Source organism: Nitrososphaera sp. (assembly GCF_036397675.1).
GTDB lineage: Archaea > Thermoproteota > Nitrososphaeria > Nitrososphaerales > Nitrososphaeraceae > Nitrososphaera.
This window is the reverse complement of the sequence record NZ_DASWIL010000011.1, coordinates 1-20,527: the sequence shown is the minus strand read 5'-3', so window position 1 is coordinate 20,527 and position 20,527 is coordinate 1. Positions and strand designations below refer to the sequence as shown.

27 protein-coding genes are annotated in these 20,527 nt (G+C 53.7%); 14 read left to right on the top strand and 13 right to left on the bottom strand.

Features of this window, described 5'->3' with window-relative positions; genetic code table 11:
• Positions 1–498: tRNA-intron lyase (endA, locus tag VGA14_RS02300; RefSeq protein ID WP_331002128.1), on the top strand; the 498-nt coding region annotated here is incomplete at its 5' end.
• On the opposite strand, the gene VGA14_RS02295 is transcribed toward endA, so the two are convergent.
• Positions 468–1,106: a hypothetical protein gene (locus VGA14_RS02295; RefSeq protein ID WP_331002127.1), complete on the bottom strand. Its 639-nt coding sequence runs from the start codon at positions 1,104–1,106 to the stop codon at positions 468–470. The genes endA and VGA14_RS02295 overlap by 31 nt on opposite strands.
• A 125-nt stretch (positions 1,107–1,231) precedes the next feature.
• Here VGA14_RS02295 and VGA14_RS02290 point away from each other — a divergent pair, with 125 nt between their 5' ends.
• Positions 1,232–1,459, top strand: coding sequence for a hypothetical protein (locus VGA14_RS02290; protein ID WP_331002126.1), 228 nt, complete (start codon positions 1,232–1,234; stop codon positions 1,457–1,459).
• 1 nt (position 1,460) lies between these two features.
• Here the strand turns inward: VGA14_RS02290 and VGA14_RS02285 are convergent, their stop codons facing one another.
• Positions 1,461–1,886, bottom strand: a complete 426-nt coding sequence (locus tag VGA14_RS02285) for an HIT family protein (RefSeq protein ID WP_331002125.1) — start codon at positions 1,884–1,886, stop codon at positions 1,461–1,463.
• Between the two features lie 81 nt (positions 1,887–1,967).
• Here VGA14_RS02285 and VGA14_RS02280 point away from each other — a divergent pair, with 81 nt between their 5' ends.
• Genes VGA14_RS02280 through VGA14_RS02270 form a run of 3 tightly spaced genes read left to right on the top strand, consistent with a single transcriptional unit; the run spans position 1,968 to position 5,314 of the window.
• Positions 1,968–2,156, top strand: coding sequence for a hypothetical protein (locus VGA14_RS02280; RefSeq protein WP_331002124.1), 189 nt, complete (start codon positions 1,968–1,970; stop codon positions 2,154–2,156).
• A 45-nt stretch (positions 2,157–2,201) separates the two neighbouring features.
• Complete coding sequence (gene ilvD / locus VGA14_RS02275; protein WP_331002123.1) at positions 2,202–3,884, top strand: dihydroxy-acid dehydratase; 1,683 nt, start codon at positions 2,202–2,204, stop codon at positions 3,882–3,884.
• Positions 3,885–3,931: 47 nt separating this feature from the next.
• Entirely contained in the window at positions 3,932–5,314 is a 1,383-nt protein-coding gene (locus VGA14_RS02270; protein ID WP_331002122.1) for an anthranilate synthase component I family protein, read from the top strand.
• Between the two features lie 236 nt (positions 5,315–5,550).
• Here the strand turns inward: VGA14_RS02270 and VGA14_RS02265 are convergent, their stop codons facing one another.
• Positions 5,551–6,891, bottom strand: coding sequence for a threonine synthase (locus VGA14_RS02265; protein ID WP_331002121.1), 1,341 nt, complete (start codon positions 6,889–6,891; stop codon positions 5,551–5,553).
• A gap of 26 nt (positions 6,892–6,917) precedes the next feature.
• The gene (locus tag VGA14_RS02260; protein ID WP_331002120.1) at positions 6,918–7,190 is read right to left on the bottom strand and encodes a hypothetical protein; all 273 of its coding nucleotides are present in this window, start codon (positions 7,188–7,190) and stop codon (positions 6,918–6,920) included.
• A gap of 168 nt (positions 7,191–7,358) precedes the next feature.
• Here VGA14_RS02260 and VGA14_RS02255 point away from each other — a divergent pair, with 168 nt between their 5' ends.
• A complete protein-coding gene (locus VGA14_RS02255) occupies positions 7,359–8,009 on the top strand; it encodes a Snf7 family protein (RefSeq protein WP_331002119.1) in 651 nt (216 codons plus the stop codon).
• 6 nt (positions 8,010–8,015) lie between these two features.
• On the opposite strand, the gene VGA14_RS02250 is transcribed toward VGA14_RS02255, so the two are convergent.
• The 3 genes from VGA14_RS02250 to bioB all read right to left on the bottom strand — a co-directional run bounded on the left by VGA14_RS02250 (position 8,016) and on the right by bioB (position 10,524).
• Positions 8,016–8,348, bottom strand: coding sequence for a hypothetical protein (locus tag VGA14_RS02250; protein ID WP_331002118.1), 333 nt, complete (start codon positions 8,346–8,348; stop codon positions 8,016–8,018).
• Between the two features lie 63 nt (positions 8,349–8,411).
• A complete protein-coding gene (locus VGA14_RS02245) occupies positions 8,412–9,530 on the bottom strand; it encodes an aminotransferase class I/II-fold pyridoxal phosphate-dependent enzyme (RefSeq protein WP_331002117.1) in 1,119 nt (372 codons plus the stop codon).
• A 19-nt stretch (positions 9,531–9,549) separates the two neighbouring features.
• The gene (gene bioB / locus VGA14_RS02240; protein WP_331002116.1) at positions 9,550–10,524 is read right to left on the bottom strand and encodes a biotin synthase BioB; all 975 of its coding nucleotides are present in this window, start codon (positions 10,522–10,524) and stop codon (positions 9,550–9,552) included.
• Between the two features lie 626 nt (positions 10,525–11,150).
• Here bioB and VGA14_RS02235 point away from each other — a divergent pair.
• On the top strand, positions 11,151–11,750 hold the full coding sequence (locus tag VGA14_RS02235) for a recombinase family protein (protein WP_331002115.1): 600 nt from the start codon (positions 11,151–11,153) through the stop codon (positions 11,748–11,750).
• A gap of 2 nt (positions 11,751–11,752) precedes the next feature.
• Here VGA14_RS02235 and bioA read toward each other — a convergent pair whose 3' ends face one another.
• Positions 11,753–13,090 carry an adenosylmethionine--8-amino-7-oxononanoate transaminase gene (gene bioA, locus VGA14_RS02230; RefSeq protein ID WP_331002114.1) on the bottom strand — a complete coding sequence of 446 codons (1,338 nt, stop codon included), beginning with the start codon at positions 13,088–13,090 and terminating at the stop codon, positions 11,753–11,755.
• Positions 13,091–13,130: 40 nt separating this feature from the next.
• Here bioA and bioD point away from each other — a divergent pair, with 40 nt between their 5' ends.
• Positions 13,131–13,826 (top strand): dethiobiotin synthase, encoded by a 696-nt coding sequence (gene bioD, locus VGA14_RS02225; protein ID WP_331002113.1) that lies wholly within the window; start codon positions 13,131–13,133, stop codon positions 13,824–13,826.
• Here bioD and VGA14_RS02220 read toward each other — a convergent pair.
• On the bottom strand, positions 13,823–14,353 hold the full coding sequence (locus tag VGA14_RS02220; RefSeq protein WP_331002112.1) for a hypothetical protein: 531 nt from the start codon (positions 14,351–14,353) through the stop codon (positions 13,823–13,825). The two genes, bioD and VGA14_RS02220, sit on opposite strands and share 4 nt — an antisense overlap.
• Before the next feature lie 52 nt (positions 14,354–14,405).
• Between VGA14_RS02220 and VGA14_RS02215 the strand changes: the two genes are divergently transcribed.
• From VGA14_RS02215 to VGA14_RS02190, 6 genes are all read left to right on the top strand, one after another.
• The gene (locus VGA14_RS02215) at positions 14,406–14,831 is read left to right on the top strand and encodes a hypothetical protein (RefSeq protein ID WP_331002111.1); all 426 of its coding nucleotides are present in this window, start codon (positions 14,406–14,408) and stop codon (positions 14,829–14,831) included.
• A 164-nt stretch (positions 14,832–14,995) separates the two neighbouring features.
• On the top strand, positions 14,996–15,682 hold the full coding sequence (locus VGA14_RS02210) for a nucleotidyltransferase family protein (RefSeq protein ID WP_331002110.1): 687 nt from the start codon (positions 14,996–14,998) through the stop codon (positions 15,680–15,682).
• Complete coding sequence (locus VGA14_RS02205) at positions 15,679–16,647, top strand: LLM class flavin-dependent oxidoreductase (RefSeq protein ID WP_331002109.1); 969 nt, start codon at positions 15,679–15,681, stop codon at positions 16,645–16,647. The genes VGA14_RS02210 and VGA14_RS02205 overlap by 4 nt, the downstream gene beginning before the upstream one ends.
• A gap of 1 nt (position 16,648) precedes the next feature.
• Positions 16,649–17,740 carry a thiolase family protein gene (locus tag VGA14_RS02200; protein ID WP_331002108.1) on the top strand — a complete coding sequence of 364 codons (1,092 nt, stop codon included), beginning with the start codon at positions 16,649–16,651 and terminating at the stop codon, positions 17,738–17,740.
• Complete coding sequence (locus VGA14_RS02195) at positions 17,730–18,065, top strand: hypothetical protein (RefSeq protein ID WP_331002107.1); 336 nt, start codon at positions 17,730–17,732, stop codon at positions 18,063–18,065. Before VGA14_RS02200 ends, VGA14_RS02195 begins: the two co-directional genes overlap by 11 nt.
• Before the next feature lie 37 nt (positions 18,066–18,102).
• Positions 18,103–18,462 carry a hypothetical protein gene (locus VGA14_RS02190; protein WP_331002106.1) on the top strand — a complete coding sequence of 120 codons (360 nt, stop codon included), beginning with the start codon at positions 18,103–18,105 and terminating at the stop codon, positions 18,460–18,462.
• A gap of 31 nt (positions 18,463–18,493) precedes the next feature.
• Here VGA14_RS02190 and VGA14_RS02185 read toward each other — a convergent pair whose 3' ends face one another.
• The 4 genes from VGA14_RS02185 to VGA14_RS02170 form a co-directional block, all read right to left on the bottom strand.
• The gene (locus tag VGA14_RS02185; RefSeq protein WP_331002105.1) at positions 18,494–18,937 is read right to left on the bottom strand and encodes a hypothetical protein; all 444 of its coding nucleotides are present in this window, start codon (positions 18,935–18,937) and stop codon (positions 18,494–18,496) included.
• A gap of 516 nt (positions 18,938–19,453) precedes the next feature.
• The gene (locus VGA14_RS02180; protein WP_331002104.1) at positions 19,454–19,765 is read right to left on the bottom strand and encodes a hypothetical protein; all 312 of its coding nucleotides are present in this window, start codon (positions 19,763–19,765) and stop codon (positions 19,454–19,456) included.
• Positions 19,762–20,118 carry a hypothetical protein gene (locus VGA14_RS02175; RefSeq protein WP_331002103.1) on the bottom strand — a complete coding sequence of 119 codons (357 nt, stop codon included), beginning with the start codon at positions 20,116–20,118 and terminating at the stop codon, positions 19,762–19,764. Before VGA14_RS02175 ends, VGA14_RS02180 begins: the two co-directional genes overlap by 4 nt.
• On the bottom strand, positions 20,115–20,333 hold the full coding sequence (locus VGA14_RS02170; RefSeq protein ID WP_331002102.1) for a hypothetical protein: 219 nt from the start codon (positions 20,331–20,333) through the stop codon (positions 20,115–20,117). The genes VGA14_RS02175 and VGA14_RS02170 overlap by 4 nt, the downstream gene beginning before the upstream one ends.
• Positions 20,334–20,527 lie beyond the last annotated feature (194 nt).

Sequence of the window (20,527 nt, the reverse complement as noted above, 5' to 3'; positions counted from 1 at the left end):
AACGATTCTAGGGAACTGTACGGCTCGGGATACTATGGCAAGCCAATCGGCGTGCCAAAGCCAAAGGGAGTCGAATTCGACGCGCCGCTCGTCCTTGACCTGATTGAGGGGTGTTATCTGGCTGAAAATGGTAGGCTCAAGATATCGCAGCCGGACGGCAAGCCCGTTCCGCAGGCAGAGATAAAAAAGATCTGCAAAAAGCAGTACGTGGACTTTGACGCCAAGTACCAGGTGTTTCTGGACCTGCGCGGCAGAGGGTACGTCGTGACGCCGGGCATAAAGTTCGGCTGCGACTTTGCAGTTTATGAGCAGGGGCCGGGCATCGACCACGCACCATACCTTGTGCAGGTATTCCGCGCCACCGACGAGCTGACGGCGACCGGCGTTGTTCTTGCCGGCAGGCTTGCCACTACCGTCAAAAAACAGTTCATACTGGCGATCCCAAAAGTGGGAGGGAAAACAGTCGACTACGTTGGGTTTGACTGGTGGCGCGCGTAGTCCTGCTCTTTTCCCGGCAGGTCGAACTTCACAAAATTCTCGCCAGATATTGTCAGCCGCGTCGAGAACTTGTCTGAGCCCTGCTCCAGCCAGCCCTTGTAGCGGATGGAGTTTTTGACGATGTCAGTCACGCTAGGCTTTTTCTCGTTTACCTCTTCGTAGCACGACAGGATCTCTCCGTATTTCACTTCCTGCTGCTTGTTGAATTTCGTGACATAGTAGGCAAACACGGCGGCTTTTTCATAGTGGTTGGCCGGCTTTTTCTCTGCGTAAAATTCGCGCAGGCCCGGCTTGTCCTTGGCCGACTTCAGGTCGACGGGTATCGGCGGGAGCGCAGGAGCCACCCGGGGCGCATGCTTAGCAGGGGCCTGTTTTTGCTCCGGCGTCGCAGACACTTCCTGCACTTCGGAGAGTGCGGAAGGTGCTGCTTGCGTTTTAAGCGCTATTTTGCCTCGAATCCCGCTTGCGATTGCCTCCTTGACCGCCGCCTTGAATATCTCCTCGAACCTGTCTAGGTGCTTGTCCACAAAACTCTCCTTACCCTCAAGTTCCACTATGCCCTCCTTGACGTTGATGGTAAACCTTGCCTCTGAAGTTCCCGAGCTCAAACCGCAATAGTTGGCGCGAGGTTTTTAATTAATTTGGTGGTTCAACCGCGCAACCCTCTTGCGAAAAATTGCTGACATGGTTCCGGCTCTCTTAAATACACGCGCGCTCAATTACAGGCTCTGGGATGTTTTCGGTAAAAAAACTGGGCAGGAACGGCATGTGGGGCACTGTGAGCCTGATAGACAAGAATGGGTCGTTCCGGGGCGAGGCAAAATTCGAGGCTAAGAAAGAGGCCGAGGAATACCTCAAGATATACAGGCAGAGGATGAAAAAGCCGGTCGAAGTCAAGGTGTTTGACGACGCGCCGGAACCCAAGCCCGAGCCGAAACCCAAGGCGAGCAAAAAGCGCTAGCCTATTTAGCCTTTACCTTTTTCCTTATCTTTTCCGCAAGCCCGCCAAGCTCTTTCATGTCGGCGACGCGCCGGGTGGGCCACTTGCCGTCCGGGCTGTCGTCTGCAAAGCGGGGGATTACGTGGACATGGACGTGGGGCACTATCTGGTTTGCCGCAATCCCGTTGTTCTGGCCTATGTTAAAGCCGTCGGCGCCCACTGCCGAGACCACCGCCTTTGCCACGGCAGGCACGGCGGCATAGAGCCTGCCCACCTCTGCCAGGGGCATGTGAAGCAAGGTGTCATAGTGCTTGACGGGGATTACGAGGGTGTGGCCCCTGTTTATCGGGTACTTGTCCATTATTACGACGAAATCGGAGTCGCGGTAGACCTGCGCGCTCGGTATCTCGCCGGCGATTATCGAGCAGAATATACAGGACTTTGACATCCGCTGTTGGTGTTTATGCTTGCACGTTTATTTCTTGCTGCAAAACCAATTCTTAAATACCCCAGCTCCCCGACTTTTATCATGGCCGAGACCGTGGAACTTGAGGATTTTGACCTGACTTTTTCGTTCAGGTGCCCCAAATGCGACTACCTCAACGAAGAGGTCTCTGCCCGCGACATGTCGTCAGGCAACGCCGAGTGCGGCATGTGCGAAACGATTTTCAGGATCGAGGGCCTAGACGCCGTCAAGGTCACCGCGACGCTTGACTGAGAAAAGCCGAGAATCTTAAAATATGCTTTGCGAGCCCCCACAATCATGGAGCTTCCAAGCAGAAAGGTCGTAGAGGGCACGGCAAGGGCGCCTCACAGGGCGATGTACAAGGCAATGGGCCTCACGGACGAAGATTTGAACAGGCCTATAATCGGCGTCTCTTCCACATGCAACGAGGCCACTCCCTGCAACATACACCTTGGTCAGCTGGCGCAGAGCGCCAAAAGGGGCGTGAGCGACTCGGGATGCACGCCCCGTGAGTTTACCACAATAGCGGTGTCAGACGGCATAGCTATGGGTCACGAGGGCATGAAGGCCTCGCTTGTTAGCAGGGAAATCATCGCCGATTCGATAGAAGTGATGATGAGGGCGCACGGCTACGACGGCTTGGTTGGAATATCAGGATGCGACAAGAGCCTGCCCGGAACGCTGATGGGGATGGCGCGCCTCAACCTGCCTTCCATATTCGCGTACGGCGGGACAATAATGCCCGGCGAGTGGAACGGCAAACAAGTGACTGTCCAGGATGTGTACGAAGCAGTCGGCGCCTACGACTCGGGGAAAATGACGCTGCAGGAGCTTTTGAGCCTTGAAAACGTGGCGTGCCCGGCGGCCGGTTCATGCGCGGGCATGTACACCGCAAACACGATGGCCTCTGTGAGCGAGGCGCTTGGCATGTCGCTCCCCGGAAGCGCGTCGCCGCCGGCCGAAAGTGAAAGGCGGCAGGAGATCTGCTACAACACCGGCAGGTGCATCATGAACCTCATCGACATCAACGTCCGGCCGAGGGACATCATGACCTACGAAGCATTTGAAAACGCGATAATGATGGCAAACGCCATCGGTGGCTCCACAAACGCGGTTCTCCACCTGCTTGCGATAGCAAAAGAATCCCGGGTGAAGCTGGCGCTCAACGACTTTGAAAGGATACGCAAGCGCACGCCCCACATAGCCGACATGAGGCCGGGCGGCATGTACGTCATGCTCGACCTTGACAAGATAGGTGGGGTTCCCGTAATTATGAACGCGCTCTTGAAAAAGGGCCTGCTCAACGGCGACGCGACGACCGTGACTGGCAAGACCATGAAGCAGAACTTGGAGTCGATGACGTTTGACCTGAGCCAGGGCAAGGAAAAGGTAGTCAAATGCCTGGAGGAGCCAATAAGCGTGGAAGGGACACTCAAGATACTAAGGGGCACGCTTGCGCCCGGCGGCGCAGTGGTAAAAGTCGCAGGGGTAAAGAACAAGAAATTTGCCGGCCGCGCGCGCGTCTTTAACAATGAGGAAGAAGCGTTCGAGGCTGTGTCAAAGCGCAAGATAGTGGAAGGCGACGTCGTCGTCATCCGATACGAAGGCCCCAAGGGAGGGCCGGGGATGCGCGAGATGCTTTCGACCACTGCAGCCATAGTTGGTCAGGGCCTTGGCGAGAAGGTGGCGATGGTCACAGATGGCAGATTCTCTGGCGCGACCAGGGGCTTTATGATAGGTCACGTGGCGCCCGAAGCGATGGTCGGAGGTCCTATAGCGCTCGTCAAAGAAGGTGACGTAATAGTAATCGACACTGCGAAAAGCAAGATAGATCTGGTGGTATCAAAAGCCGAGCTTGCAAGGCGCGCCAAAAAGTGGAAGCCAATACAGCCAAGATACAAGACAGGCGCGCTCGCAAAATACGCGTCGCTTGTCCAGCCTGCCACTGTCGGCGCTATCACGACTCCTGCCGGCAGCTGAACCTTTAAATGGCAATCAGGCAGAGTAGCAGGAGAGAATGAACGAAGGTGGTAGCTTTTGGCCGGCCGCGGCTAGGCAAGGTCAAGATACGCAAGCTAGCCACCGCTGACGACCAGTTTTCCTTATTCAAGAAAATCTACTCGCTCTACGATCACGCCTTCATACTAGAGTCGCTCATCGGGCCCAAGGAACTTGCAGAGATGTCTGTCATCGGCTTTGACCCGGAAGTCACAGTCACGTGCGACTTCCGTTCGCTCAAGGTACGTAACAGGCGGGGTAGGACAAAGAAATACAAGGTTACAGAGCCCCTCTCTCAACTGCGCAAGCTTGTGCCAAAAGTCAGCGACTCCAGCTCTCGCTACATCGGCGGAGCGGTTGGCTACATCAGCTACGACGCGGTGAGGTTCTGGGAGCGCCTGCCAATTGACAAGAAGAAGACGAAAATCGGCTTTCCGGTGATGGAGTTTGGCATCTACCACGATGGCATACTGTACAACCACAAGGAGAACCAGGCGTACTACTTTTGCCTTGGAAAATCGCGCCTTGCAGAAATAGAGCGCAAGATAGCCAAGGCAACCGCAAAACCGACGCACTTTTCCCACACCGAGCCGGCCAGGAATATGACCAAGGAGCACTTTATCGACATAGTAAAGAAAGCGAAAAAGTACGTCTATGACGGCGACGTGTTTCAGGTGGTCCTTGCCAAGAACATGAGGTTTGAAGTGGAAGGCGATCTCCTGCGTTTCTACGAGGCTCTGAGGGAGGTCAACCCGTCGCCATACATGTACCTGCTGAAGTCTGGCAGGCGATGCATCATAGGCTCAAGCCCGGAAATGCTCCTTCGCGTGACAAAAGGCCACGTCGAGACATTCCCAATAGCCGGCACCCGGCCTATAACAGACGACGAGGCGAAGAACGAGGAGATGTGCCGGGATTTGTTGAAAGACGAAAAGGAGCTTGCCGAGCACACGATGCTTGTCGACCTTGCAAGGAACGACATCGGACGCGTCTGCGAATTCGGAACTGTCAAAGTTGATGAGCTCATGACGGTCAAGCGCTTTAGCCATGTCCAGCACATCGTGTCGCATGTAGCGGGCATGTTGAAAAAGTCGTTTGACTCGTACGACGCACTAAAGGCCGTATTTCCTGCCGGCACCGTCTCGGGGGCGCCAAAGGTGAGGGCGATGGAGGTAATCGACGAGCTCGAGCCGGACCTGAGGGGGCCTTACGCCGGAGCGCTTGGCTACTTCTCTTTCAACGGCTCGTGCGACTTTGCGATAACCATACGCTCGCTCTTTGTCAACGGAAGCAAGGCGTACGTCCAATCAGGCGCAGGAATCGTCATGGATTCTGACCCTGCGCGTGAGTGGGACGAGACTGAACACAAGGCCGGCGCCATGCTGTCTGCCCTGAAAAAGGCTGCAGGCTAGTTTCTGCTCAATCAAACCTGCGGCAAAACCCTTCTTTTAGCCCGAGTTATGCCTAACGGGCGCGCAAAACGGCTTGCTGGCGGCGACCAGCGACAAAAGCGGCTACGAAAATTATCATGGTCATAAGGCTATCCTTTTATTAGTAGCATAGCAAGAAAATACATATGCTACTACATGTATCATTACAATATGGCATACGTTGTACAGTATAGATGCAGATTATTGCAATAAAAAAATCAGTGGCTCGTAGGTGGTCTTGCAAACATGTTGGTTGCGTCAGTATGGTAGTTGACCGCAAGCGCGGGGTCCTTCTGTCTTCCAGTTAGTATGCCTACAACCACGTCGTCCTTCTTGACGACGCCTTCGTAGCGGAGCTTTCTCACTCCCGCCGGCACCGAGCCGGAGGCCATTTCGCAGTCAAACCCGTTGAGCCCCACTATTGACATGCCGTCGCTCATTTCCTTGTCGGTAACCTGAACGACGACGCCGTTTGTAAAGTCAAGGGAGCGCAGCGCCTTTGCGATGTTGGCCGGCCTGCCTATCTGGATGGCTGTCGCGTGCGTCTTTGGCCGAATGCCCCGCTTGTCAAGATGAGCGTAATAGCGGTCCACCATCGCAAGGTCGGGCCTCCCGCCGTTCCACGTCAGTTTCTTGTTTTCAAACGCCCCGTTGTACAATTCGTACAGCGTATTTGCGCCCTCCGCGTTTACGACTGCGATCCTCGGGATCTTTTTTATCCATCCCCACTCGTACAGCTCTATGAGCGCCTTGCCGCAGCTTGACGTGTTGCCGAGCGCGCCGCCAGGGTAAACTATCCAGTCGGGCGGGTTCCAGTCGAGATGCTCCATAACCCTGTATACGATCGTTTTCTGACCTTCTAACCTGAACGGGTTTACCGAGTTGACCGTGTAGCCACCAGTCTCGGCGGCGTTTTTCAATGAAGTGACAAGCGCGTCGTCAAAGTTGCCCGGAACCTGAATCACCTGGGCGCCAAATTGGAACGCCTGGCCAAGCTTGCCTGGTGCAATTTCGCCTTTTGGGATGTACACGTCGCAGTCGATGTTCTCATTTGCCGAGTACATAGCTGCGGAAGCGGAGGTGTTGCCCGTTGAAGCACAGATTATCTTTTTGACGGCGAGCATCTTGGCATGCGTGACTGCAGTCGACATGCCATTGTCCTTGAACGAGCCGGAAGGGTTGTAGCCTTCTGGCTGCAGGAAAAAGTTGTCGTGGCCAATATCCGCGTAATCGGCGGCCTTGCTCATCTTGTACGGCTTGGAAAGCCTGCCTTCTGCGCCGTCAAGCGATACAATAATCCGTGCGCATTCATCAAAGTCCTCGGTGTCCATGCCGGCAAAATTGATGAGGTCGCGGAAGCGCCAGACGCCTGATTCGTTGTAGATGTTGGCGCCGTGGTTGCGCCTCTGGTAGAAAACGTTGACAAGGTCGCGGCTGGGCTTTTTTTCATATTTGATATCAAGAAGCGAGCCGCAGGTGCACCTATAGGTGTCGTTTGCGATGCCGTAGGTCTTGCCGCAATCGGGGTTGATGCATTTTTTGACGGCGCTTTCCGCCATGAAGTTGTGACGTTCTTGGTTGCTATTTAGGTGTTTTTACTTTTTGACGCTCTTTCGTACATCTTTAACAATTGCTGTACGACGCCATCCATGTCGTCTTCGCGCACTTCTGGAGAAACTGCGTGCTTCAATAGGTTGCTTATCGTGGATGATATTTCGGAGCTGACTTCATCAAAACTGTCCACGTCGCTGTAGCTTTGCTGGTACAGCCCGCGCAGCTTCATCGCGTACATCTGCGTCTGTTCGTTGATGGTGACGCTGTAGCTGCGGTTGTTCACCTTTATCTTCTCCTTTATCATCCGCATTTACCGGGGTTTTCGGTGTTTAAAAAACTTGTTGTCATCGTTTTCTATCGCATGAGAGCATCTGTCACCGCGTATATCTGTAACCGCGGTTACAGCGCGTTGCAGTACAGCCGGCCTTTTAGTTGCAAGCCGAAAGAGTGGTTAGGTGCCATACTAGTAAGAATGTCATTTGGTAACAAATGGGTCAAAACCGAAGGGACAGGCGTAGGACACAGGCTGATAGAGGGGATAAAGCCGCAGGCCCCGCTGAAGCCCAGAATAGAAGAAGCACAGAAGAAACTGCAAATGCAGATATCAAAACTCGACTCGATATCTGCACGTATAGGCGAGAAGGATCAACTTATCTTCAAGCGCGTAGTAATTGCGATGCAAAGCCACGACGCTCAGCACGCACGCGTGCTTTCCGGCGAGCTTTCGCAAGTCCGCAAGATGGGCAAGATGATAAGCTCCGCAAAACTTGCATTGGAACAGATACAACTTAGGCTGAACACCATAACAGAACTTGGCGACGTCGTGGTCACTCTAAGCCCCGCAATGTCTGTAATAAAGGGACTCCAGGGCGGGCTCACCGGCATGATGCCAGAGGCCGACCAGTCGTTCACGCAGATTTCTGACCTGCTTGGCAACATCATGACAGACTCGGGCCAGATACCTGCAGGCGAGATAGGTGGATTCACGGCTGTTAACGAGGACACTTCGAGGATAATGGAGGAGGCGAGCGCAATAGTGGAAATGAACATGAAGAGCAAGTTCCCCGATCTGCCCTCTACCACAAACTCGCAAAAGGCAGCCGAAGAGGCAGCGGGCTTTTAGGCCCTCCTACTTTTTCGTCCCTGCAATTTCTTGCAACTGCTTTTTTATCCTTGATATCGTAGGATAGCTGTAGCCTTTTTCTCGGTAAGTGTGTATCATGGCCTTCCATTTATGAAGCCGCCACTTGGCCTGCTCCGCGCTCAAGAGGTGCGTCTCGCGCTTGACCATGCTCTTTCTTCCCGGCATCAAGTAGCCACCGCTTGCAGCAGAATATCTGTTGAACGCAAAGCGCAGACCAAACAAGAGATCCTGCGGCGGCAAGGAGTTTATGTACATCGCAAACTCCATTGACTGCTCGTCTGTCAGCTTTACCTTGAACGTAAAGTCCTTTTCAGACATGGCATTACAAGGAATTGGCTGTTAATTAACGTTATTTCTAAACTCGAATTTAGAAACATGTGCTCAGACAAGGCACGTTTTTCCGTTCGCAGCCGAAAAGGCGTCAAGTGCTGTTTCAAGGTGGCTTTTTGTATGCATCGCAGTAATTGATATCCGCAAGCGTGCCGAGCCTTTTCTGACGGTTGGGTAGCGCACTGCTTGGACAAACACGCCGCGCTTCAAGAGTTCTTGCGAAAACTTGATCGCCTTTTTCTCGTCGCCAATCATCACGGGGATTATCTGGCTTGACGAGACGCCGAGTGTGAAACCCTGCTTTCTGAGACGGGAGACTAGAAACTTGATGTTGCTTGAAAGTTGCTTTTGCAGGTGGCCCTTTTTCGATATCGGGATCGCTGCAATCGCAGCAGCGCACAGATGATCAGGCAATGCAGAGGTGTAGATGAACTGTCTTGAAGTGTTGATCAAGAGATCTCGTATTTTCTTGCTTGTCGCAACGTACCCGCCAAAGCAGCCAAGCCCCTTACTCAGGCTGCTTACGTGAACGTCTACGTCAACACCAAAGCTTGCAGGAACGCCGGAAAATTTTGGTCCAAAGACAAAGTCGCCATGGGCGTCGTCGACTATTGTAATTGCGCCGCGTTTTTGCGCAATCCTGCAAATCTGCCTGAGGTCGGCGATATCTCCGTCCATGCTGAAAACGCCCTCTGTTATCACGATCGTTCTTCCAGGCCTGCGCAGGAGCTCTTCAAGATGACCTGGGTCATTGTGCCTGAAAATCTGGACGCGGGCGCCGCTCAGCCTGCACGCGTCGATGATGCTTGCGTGGTTCAACTCGTCGCTGAAAATGGTGGTTTTCTTGTCGGCAAGGGCGGTCACAACACCAAGGTTTGCCATGTAGCCTGTCGGATAAACCAGCGCCGTTTCCGCCCTGCGGTGCCTAGCAAGCACTCCTTCAAGTTCTTCCAGGACAGGGTCGTTTCCGGCGATAAGGCGCGAGCTTGCCTGCGAGACGTGCGTTAAGGCCATGGCCGCAGCTTTGACCACTTGACTGTTTTGGGAAAGGCCGAGGTAGTCGTTTGAGCACAGGTGGATGGCCTCTCGGCCATTGACTACCGCGATGGGGCCCTTGACCACGACGTTTCTCAAAGCCCGGTACAGGTTGGCTGCTTTGATCGAGCCCAACCGATCGTCGGTAAAAGCGTCACTTTGCCTTGAGGCCAATCTCTTTTATCATCGTGATGTCCTTGTTGGGCGCATTGCCGCCGGTCGTTAGGTATCCACCAGTAATGATCCCGTTGGCCCCCGCCTTCAGTGCCAGGCGCTCCCTGTCCTTGAGGTGGACCTCGCGCCCGCCTGCTATCTTCAGTATCGTTTCTGGCATGATAAAGCGCCACACAGCTATCGCCTTGATGACGTCAACCGGGTCGATTATTCCCATGTCTTCCATTGGCGTACCTTCGCGGCCGATAAGTATGTTCATGGGCACCTCGTCGGGGTTCAATTCTGCAATAGAGAATGCGAGTTCCAGCTGCTGCCTTGCAGTCTCGCCCATGCCTATGATGCCGCCGCAGCACAGCTCAAGCCCGGCTTCTTTGACTGTTTTTGCCGTGTTTACGCGGTCTGCAAAATCGTGCGTCGTGCATATCTTTGAAAAGTAGCTCTCAGACGCCTCCAGATTGTGGTTGTATCGCTTTACCCCAATCTCCTTCAGGCGCCTTGCTCTTTCAAGCGTCATGAAACCGAGCGAGACGTTGACCTCGGTTCCGACTTGCCTCTTTATCTCGACAATCGCATCGCAGATCTGCTCAAAGTCTTTTTCTGGTGGCGACCTGTATGCGCAAACGAGGCAAAAACTGGTCGCGCCGCCCTCCTTGGCCATCTTGGCGTTTTCGACCAGCTGCTCGGTGGGGAGAAGCGGATACTTGTTGATGCCGGTTTCGTAGAAAGTCGACTGGGCGCAAAAACTGCAGTCCTCCGGGCACCTGCCGGACTTGGCATTTATCAGCGCTTCAACGTCTACAACGTCACCATTGAATTTCCTTGTAATGGTGTTGGCACATTCTGCAAGCGCCATCACGTCATTTGTCGCAAGCAGCTGTTCGGCTTCCGCAAAGGTTATCCTGACGCCTGAAAGGACTTTTTCCATGCAAGCTGCGATAAAAGCCGAACCTGGCATTTTTGAAACGATGCAGTAAACTCGTAATTAAAAGTTTGGTTTACTACTGGGCCAAAAACAGCAATATTGCAAAACTCGAATTTAGAAATATGAGCCAAAAACATGCATAAAATCGTCTAGTGACAACTGGCGGGATAATGGCGTCTACAGCGGTGGGTTCTGGCGTTAGTTTCTGGCAATTATTGCCATCCGGTCGACCCGCCGCGCCAGGAAAGAAAACCTGCAATTAACAAAAATTTGGTAATGCGTTGTAATGGGCTGTTACCGGATGGGCGACGACACGGAAAGTCTGCATACCTGCTGCCGTCCGTATCTTTTGGCCGTCCGGGGTGGGGTTTGGCAGCAATTTTGTGTCAGTTACGGCTAGGCCATTTCTTGCAGTTGACAATCTGGCCGTAAACCTTGCCAACAAGCCAATAAAACCGAAAATCGGCGCCGCGGTCATGCCGTCGTAACCGTTCAAAAAAGGACCCGTTTTCAGATTGGTTGAAAATCAGCCCATTTTTTTACTCTTGATTTTGACGCCCTGCCATGCAAGGCGTTCAATAATTCCAGCTGCCCTTTTTGAACAGTTTATCGTGCTTTTTTGACAAACCTGCTGTTAAGATATTCCTGCAAGAAACGCCATGAAATATGCGCTTGCGTACCTCCGGGTGAGCACCGAAGAGCAAACGGTGCAGAACCAAAAGATGGTGCTGGAGAGATGGGCTAGGGAAAACACTTACCAGATTCTTGATTTTTTCGAAGATTCTGCCGTTTCCGGCAAGATTCCGGCCACCCAGAGGAGGGGTTTTAGGGACATGCTAGATCTTGTTAAAACCGCACAGGTGGACGCGGTACTTGTGTATGAATTGTCGAGGGTTGGCAGAACCTTCTGGGACACTCTTGACGCCATCAAGGTCATCGAGCAATACACGCCACTGATATCATGTTCGCCGAGGGAGTCTTTCCTGCAGACGACGGAGCCAAGCGTGAGAAAGCTGATGATAGGAATACTCACTTGGGTTGCAGAGCGCGAGCGAGAGATGCTGGTGCAGAGGACAAAGGATGGCATGGACCGCGCCCGGGCGGCAGGAAGGGGGATAGGCCGGCCGCAGAAAATCCTGAACAAGGACAGGCTGATTGCCATGCTTGCAGAAAACCAGTCAAAGGCAGGGATTGCACGGTCACTTGGAGTCTCAAAGGCGACGCTGTACAAGGAACTGCGCCAGATAACTCAGAAATAACCCTACAGTTTTTCGGCCTTTTTTGCCAGTTCCATGTGGGTGTCTAGAAGCGTTTTCAGGTTGTTCTTGTCGATTGCAAGCGGTGGTATCAGCACCATGATATTGCCAAGCGCCCTGAGATGCACCCCCATTTTCAGGGACTCGCGCGCAACGAACTGGCCCAGCCTCTCTTTCTTGAGGTAGAGCAGCGGCTTGCCATTCCTTTCCAGCTCTATGCCTGCTAGGAGGCCCTTTTGCCTGACGTCTGCCACAGTGCCTATTTCTTCGAATTCACACATCCTTGACTCAAGATACTGCGAATTGGCTTTAATCTGTTGCATCAAGTTACGTTTTTCGTAGAGTTCCAGATTTGCAAGCGCGGCCGCGCAGCCAACAGGGTGACCCGTGAACGTGTGGCCGTGGTAGAAATGCCTGTTCTCCGAATACCTGCCCAAGAATGCGTCGTAAATCTCGCTTTTTGCAAGCGTAACTGCAAGAGGAAAGTACCCCGCCGTCAATGCTTTTCCAAAGCAAACAATGTCGGGCCTTGATCTCTGGGCGACGTATTCTGTCATGTTGCCGAGCCTCCCAAAGCCGGTCGCTATCTCGTCCAGTATCAGGAGGGTGTCGTGCTTTTCGCACAGCTTGGATATTTTTTTCTGGTACCTGCCAGGGTAGATGACAACCCCGCCTGCTATTTGGGCGCCGGACTCCATCACAACCGCGGCGCACCTGCCCCGCAGTTTCCTCAGCGTTTTCTCTGTCTGCTCCAAGCAGTGCTCCACCAGGTCGCGCTCGCTGTCAAACTTGCTGCCGTACAAGAGCGGGCTTGGAATCCTGTGCACCTTTTTCAGAATGGGCCTGTACACGCTAAAAAACTGCTTTATGTAGCCGACTGACATGGCGCCGGCGGTGTCGCCGTGGTAGCCACGCTCAAGCGAGACAAACTCTTTCCGGGGCTTGCCCATGTTGCGCCAATACTGCAGGGCCATTTTCAGCGCCACCTCAATAGCGGTAGAGCCGTTGTCCGTGTAAAATACGCGGTCCATTCCCTTTGCAAGTTTGACGAGCTTCTCTGCAAGCTTCACGGACGGCCCGCTTGCAAGCCCAAAGAGTGTAGAGTGCTGCAAGATGTTTAGTTGCTCGCGCATGGCTTCAACGACCTCGTTTGGGCCGTGGCCCCACACGTTGCACCACATACTTGCCGTGCCGTCGAGGTAGCGCCGGCCCTCGCTGTCTATCAGGTAAAAGCCCTCGCCCCTCACTATCACCTTGTTGTCATCTTGCTGCCAGTCTTTCATCTGGGTGTAGGGGTGCCACACAAACCGCTTGTCTGCGTTCTTGAGGCGTGGGCCGCTCAATTCAGTTAAATCCAACCATGCCATGTATCTAATTATTTCCATGCGCGGCGTGTTTGTGACAGGGACAGGAACGGGGGTTGGCAAGACCCTAGTCTCGGCCGGCCTTGCCTGGGCGCTTAGAAAGCGCAAGGTGGGCGTTGCGGCCTGCAAACCCTTTGCGACTGCAAGCAGGGCCTATTCGTCGAAATACAAATCCCGCGACATCGCCATCCTTGCAGAGGCCTGCGGCGCCACGGAGCCCGACGAGGAGCTGAACCCGTTATTTTTCAAGGTGCCCGCCTCGCCGCTGATGGCTGCGCAGATACTGAACAAGCCCACAGTCGATGTTCACGGCGCGCTCTTTCCTCTGAAAAAGCTTGGCATAAAGCACGGGTTTGTCGTGGTTGAAGGGATAGGCGGCGTAATGGTGCCACTGACAGAAAGGGAATTTGTAGCAGATTTTGCGCGCCTTGCAGGGCTCCCCGTGATCATCGTCGCTACTCCGCAGCTTGGCGCCATAAACCACGCGCTTCTCACTGTCAGGGTGTGCAGGGAATTCGGCCTTGACATCGCCGGCATCGTCGTCAACATGATGCCAAAAAGTCCAAGCGCCGTAGAGAAAAACACGCCCCGGGTAATCGAGCGTCTCGCCGGGGTCCCGCTGCTTGCGACGCTGCCTCTCATGAAAAAGCCCAACTACAAGCAGGCGGCCAGCGCGCTGGAAAGACAAGGCGCGGTGGACAGGATACTTGCCTAGCCGTGCAACATTTTCAGGCTGCTGACTCCTTTTTCCTGCAAAAACGCGCGGATGTCTGATATTATCGATGAATACCTGCCATTCAGCGCGTAATTCCCGTGGCCTGTGTCGATGGACCTTGCAGATATGACCCACAGGTTGTCCGCGTTTGGCTGCACCTTTTCGGCTTCCCTCACGCGGTCTGGCCTGCCGTCTTTTATGACCTGGATTACAAGGGCCTTGGACGGGTCTTTTGCTAGGCTTTTCACCGACGGGACGACTATGTCAAGCTCGGCGCCGTTTACAGTCACTTTTCTTTCTGACGGCAAGAGCGACGCGGTGAGCATAAAGTGTAGGAGGGCCTCGCACAGCGTTCCAAGCGTCTCGTCGTCTATCCGCTGGCCCGGCACCTTGACGCACTTTTGAACTATCTCTTCGCAGTATTTCTTGGACGCAGCGTCAATGTCTGCAGACACTTCTGCCCTCATTTTTTCCCGCCCGATGCCGTCGATGACAGAATATAGCACATCCTTGATGTCCTCAACCAACGCTCTGTGGGGGCAGAGTAGGTTTATTAAATCTGGTTACGCTTAATTTTTGATGGCCAAGGTACAGATTTCAGTAGGGCTCCTTGCCGTTTCTCTGGCACTGTTGATAATATACGGCGCCGACGCGGCAGCCGTTGCCTCAAGCCCGGATCACGTCGGGTTCCTTCCGCTGGACGAGGCGACGCGGGGCGGAGGCCTAGGCGGCGGCGCTGTGATAATGTCGATAGCCGCATTTGTAATTGCCCGCAAGGAGCGCTCAAACATCGTAACCGTGCTCCTGTTCGTGAACGGCGGCCTCATCATCACAGGAATGCTAGCGCTCATCGGCCAGGGCGCTCTTGCTTCCGAGAACGCGGGAGACGCCATGCGCACAATCGGCTCGACGATAGCAATGGGCGCAATTCTGGTGGGCCTCGGAGGGTGGAAGGCTGCGACTGACAGGCGCGTACCCGACAAGAAGGAGCAGGCTCCAAGTTAGTTGCCTGCCTGCTCACGCTGCGGCGCAATCGCAGACAGGGTACGCAGCTGCGTTCACACGGAGGACAAAGAGGTGTGTACGGAATGCTACCAGCAGGTCCACTGGCTGTTGACGAACGAACCGCGAGATAATGTTTTATAAGAAAACCACCGCAACTTGCTGCAATGAAGGCGGTGATACTTGCAGGGGGCTTTGGCAAGCGTCTCAGGCCATTGACAGACCAGATGCCAAAGCCCATGATAGAAGTCCTCAACTCGCCCATAATAGAGTGGCAGATAAAGTGGCTCGCAAGTAACAGCATCAAAGAGTTCGTTATTTGCGTCGGTTACATGAAGGAGAACATCATCAACCACATCGGGAGCGGCAGCCGCTTGGGCGTCAGGGTTGGCTACGCAGTCGAGGAAGAGCCGCTCGGGACGGGTGGCGCGCTCAAAAACGCGGAAGGGCTGCTTTCCGGCCAGAAAGAATTTTTTATGGTAAACGGCGACATACTGACCAACCTTGACCCCAAGATGCTGCGCGACGGCGGGGGCGTGCACTCGCTTGCGCTCGTACCCCTGAGGAGCCCGTATGGCGTAGTCGAGGTGGACAAGGACGCAAAAGTGATCGGCTTTGTCGAAAAGCCCCGGATAAAGGACAGGTGGATAAACGCCGGCGTCTATCACTTTACGAGCGATATCTTTTCGTACTTGCCGGACAACGGCAACATAGAGGTCACGGCGTTGCCAGCCCTGGCAAAGGAGGGCAAGCTGGGGGCAACCCGTTACGGGGAAGTGTTCTGGCGCTCCATTGACTCGCACAAGGACATTGAAGAGGCCGCCAAGGAAATGCAGGCTGCAAACATTACATGAGGGTAGGATACAGCCTCGGGCCGCTACTCTCCGCTGACGAGGTGTTAAAGTGCGCAAGGCTTGCCGACGGAAAAGAGGATGTAGATTCCGTGTGGGTTCCAGAATCCTGGGGCCGCGAGTCGTTTGTGACTCTTGGCGCAATTTCGCAGATAACAAAAAAGGTCCGACTCGGAACGTCGATAGTCAGCATTTTTTCAAGGACCCCTGCAACAGTGGCAATGGGAGCTGTAACGCTTGACATGCTTTCCGGAAACAGGGCGGTCATTGGCCTTGGCTCGAGCACAGAAGCAATAGTGGAGAGCTGGCATGGGACCAAGTTTGAAAAGCCGGCTTCCAGGATGCGCGAGTTTGTGGAATGCCTCAACCTGATGACTTCAGGCGAAAAGGTCGACTATGCGGGCAACTTTTTCAGGGCAAGCAACTTCAAGCTACTAAACGCGCCGGCAAGAAAGCACGTGCCGGTGTTCATGGCGGCGGTGAACAAGAGGATGGTCTCGCTTGCAGGCGAGCTTGCCGACGGAGTCATACTTTACTTGCGGCCGCTCGACGAGCTGAAAATGACGGTTGCAGAAATCAGGCAGTCGACTGCCGGCAAAGAGTTTGAGGTAGCGCTGTCACTCATCTGCGCGGTCTCTGACAGCGAGCCGGAAAAAGCAAGAAAGCGCGCAGCAAAGACGCTTGCATTCTACGTCGCAGTCGGGAAATACTACAGCAAATTTCTTGCAGAAAACGGATTTGCCCGCGAAGTCGAACAAATAAGACAAGAGTACCGCAAGGGTGGCGACGCGGCTGCTGGTGCTGTGACAGACAGGATGCTTGACGCGCTTGCGGTGTACGGGACAGGCGAGGAGTGCCGCAGGGCGCTCTTAAAGTTCGTCAACGCGGGTGTGACACTTCCAATAATGCAGGTCAACCCTGTCAGGGACGCAGAAGGTTCATTTAGGGAAATGCTGTCAACCTTCTAGATTGCGCAGGGTAGCTATCTCCTCGGCCGCGTCGTCCAAGTTCACAAAAGAGTCCGGCAAATCAATATTCGAGCTTGCGTGTGGGCCCTGCATCGAAATTCTGAAGGAAAGCGACGTCGAAAAAAAAGTAGACGCGGTGCTGGTGTCAACCTGCGCAACTGAGCAGTACAGCTCAACCATTGTTTCTGAAATGCTTGGCATAAAGCCCAAGGTCTCGCACAGGGTGGACAACCTGTGCAATTCGGGCACCAACGCGATTGCCTCTGCCTACTCGCTCATAGCGTCGGGGCTGTGCGACTCGGCCTTGGTGGTAGGGGTTGAAAAGGCGGCAAGCGAAGGCAACAAGCTTGTCTGGGATGTCACCCGGGGGTCCTTCAACTTTCCGGTGCACTGGGCGTCCATGTTTGCCAAGGCACACATGAGAAAATACGACACGACGGAGGAGCAGATGGCACAGGTGTCAGTCAAGAACCACAAAAATGCCGCCAAAAATCCGGGCGCTCTTTTTCGCAAGCCCGTGAGCCTACAGGACGTAATGAACTCGAAAAAGATAGCGGACCCTGTGAAACTGCTGGACTGCTCGGCTCCTTGCGACGGCGCGTCCGCGGTGCTCCTGCTCTCTGAAAAAAAGGCAAGAACAACAGAGAACCCTGTATGGATAAACGGCATCGGCCAGCAGACAAACGGGGCCAGCTTTGCAAGCGCCGGCGACCTTACGGCGCTTGATACCGCAAGAAAGGCGGCGAAGGATGCCTACACTATGGCCAAGATAATACCGTCGCAGGTCGACATCGCAGAATTGCACGACGCGTTTACGATACTTGAGATAATAGCGTACGAAGATGTGGGGTTTGCGCCAAGGGGCAAGGGCGGCAGGTTTGTCGAGCAGGACAGCATCGCAATCAACACAAGGGGCGGGATACTTGGCTGCGGCCACCCGGTCGGCGCGACCGGCGTGGCCCAGGTGACAGAAGTGGCGCTCCAGCTCCAGGGGCGCGCGGGAAAAAGGCAGGCCGGGGGATGCAAAACCGGGCTTGTGCACAACCTTGCGGCAGCAGGATCCTCGGCGACGGTGATGGTGCTTGGAGTCTGAGTTTGCAAATCGCCTCAAGCGAGGCGTGTTCAGGGTCCCGGTCTGCACAAGGTGCGGCAAAAAGGCGTGGCCCCCTTCGTCCACCTGCGCTTCGTGCTATTCAAAAACCGCGCTGAAAAAAGTCGGCAGCACAGGCGTTCTTGTAGAGTTTGCCGCTTCGCACCTCAGGGGACACGAAGGCATCTTTGGCATCGTAGAGATGGACGGATTCAGACTTGTGGGCTCTTTTGAAAGCACAGAACTTGCCGAAGGCATGCAGGTGCGCATGGTAGATTGCGGGATGCGGGACGGCACGCCGTGCTACCTCTTTGCGCCGGACAAATGAATGCTTATTAATGCTAGAGAAAACATGAACATTGTAAATGAGTTATGACCGGTTTGTCGACGAGAGGCTCCTGACAAGCAGGGACGCGCTCAACCACATGCAGATAAAGATAAAGATGCTTGAGGTAGACGAGGGCGCCAGGGACTTTTCGCGCCGGTTTGGGAACAGGATCCTCGTAAAGAAGGTCCTGCTCACGATAAAGTACACGGCGACAGAAGAGGTGGAAGAGCGCGAGCTCGATGTCGAAGAAATTGAAAAGAGGATGAAAAAGGAGCGGCTATTTAGCTCTACGAACAGGTGGGTGGCGTCGACTGACATCAAGAATGGCTACATAGTTGCGTCAAAACACCTCGACCTGCTTGCCGACGCGGTCGCGCTTGACATTGTAAAGGTTTGAGTAAGTATTTCAAAACTTGAGTTCTGACAGATCATGCTATGGGACGCTTGACCCACACCCTTATCGTTTCTGCCCAGAACGCCGCGGCGCCTGCCACTGCAAAGCCGAGCGCAAAGACGTCAAGCGTATCAAGATTAACTACTAGGTAAGCTGCAAGCATCGTAGTGAAAAACGTGGCGAAAAACAATAATCGCGGGACGGCCCTGCCGCCTACGTTGACAAAGGCCTGCAGGACTCCGACCTGCACCTTCTGGACGACATAATATCTCCCGTGTTCGTCTTGGCTGATAAGCGAGAGCTGGACCAGCTTGTCTATGTGGTAGTTGGCAACGCTTGGGCTGGAAAACGACAGGTCGCGCTGCACCTCGCGCACGCCGACCGGCTCTTTGCGCTTAATCATGTACATGTAGACCTGCAGGGTCTTGCCCTTCAGTTGGTCCTCCACCTTGTCAGCAGGCAAGTTGTCCTTGCTCAATAATGACTAACGCGTCATGCAGAAATGCTATAAAGCTATCGTATGGTGCCCAGTTGTTAAGCAACAGCATTATCCATATCTGCAAAAGGGGAAAAATAGCCTATATACAAAAAGGGGCCGGCCTTAATTAAACTAGCTGGTGCGGCGGGAGAATCGCGCTGCCGTCATTACTTATAAGAACAGGATTGGCACGCTTTCGCTCCTGCTGACTTTGTTGTATTTTTTGCTTAATATGGGCCATTTTGCCATAAATTGAGTATCGTTTGTCCTTACATTCTAGTGGTAAACATTTTCACATAAATTGGTTCTTAGCCTCGATCCTCTATAGGTGGATATCTGTCGCCGGCCTCATCGTCGTCCTTTTCCAAGTCCGCATACCTGGCCCTTTTACGACGGTTTGAAAAGAACATCGGTCAGGACCCGCCCTTCGAACGATAAAAGCGCCTCTCGGGGAAATCCTCATGATTCAGGCGTCGACCGTTTAGCCTAAATTCCCAGAGTGCCCAAGCTGCCAATTTAGACCCTTTCGTGTTCGCGTTCGTGCTCATCAGCTGTTAGCCGCTCCTGCTCCGGGCCCGAGTCCGGTATGAGAAGGCTCCGAAGATACCGGGAGTTTTCCTGGAGTATCCTCTTTTCAACGCTCTTCTTAGTGTTGAGATCGGGAGCATGTGACAAATGTTTTTGAAATGTTGCAAGTGCGCCTTCATGCCCTGCTAGTTCCTGGGGCGTCGGATTTCTATACGTCGGTGGCTTGGGCGGGGGTGGAAATACTGTCGCCTCGAGGGCCTTGACGCGCTTTTGCAAGTCTGTGATTATTTCAGTGCTCAATGGGTATGTCTCTCCATGATTCTTGGCAAGAGTATTCCCTTTTCTTCGAACAGCTCTAGCGGTACGTCCTCAAATTCCTCGCCGTCACAAAATGCGCACCTCGGTGCAGTCGGTGGCGCCAACTGGTCGCAATTCACACATGCCTTTGTGGCCCGCACCGAGTAGCGTTTATTTTCATGCAAGCCGCCCAAGGGGCACGAACCATCACGGCAGTACTCTTGAGGGTAAAAAGTTGGATACGTGACGTCGTTTGCGCCTGCCTTTTCGTTCTCGGCCAAGCGCGGGACCTCGACCTCGACGTCATCTTTGTGGCCGCACGATGTGCAGTGCTTTTCCACTATCATCTTTGTCACGGAATTATCCCCTTCACTATTCCTTTTTGGGCGGTCCTCGCCGGAATCGTCATTATTTCCTTCTCAACGCGCGACGGCTGTTCCACTGTCTGCAGGTCCTGAGCGAGCAAGCGCCGAAAATAATCGCTTTCGCGGCATCCCAGGGACGTGCACCGGGCTTGGATCTTTTCCTTTATCGACGGGTCGATGCGCGTACCTACGTAGGTATTCGACATGGGAAAAACTGCGAAAAAGCAGTTATTAAACTTGATAGCAAAAGTTAGCAATTGTTAGATGTTATTTAAGCGTGAATCTAACATATGCTAACGTGCTAACCGTGTTTAACATTCTGCCGCCATGGCCGCTATGCAATTTTGCGACCTTCTCTCTCTACAGTACTATCCTGTACAGTCAACGTACTAAAAATTGC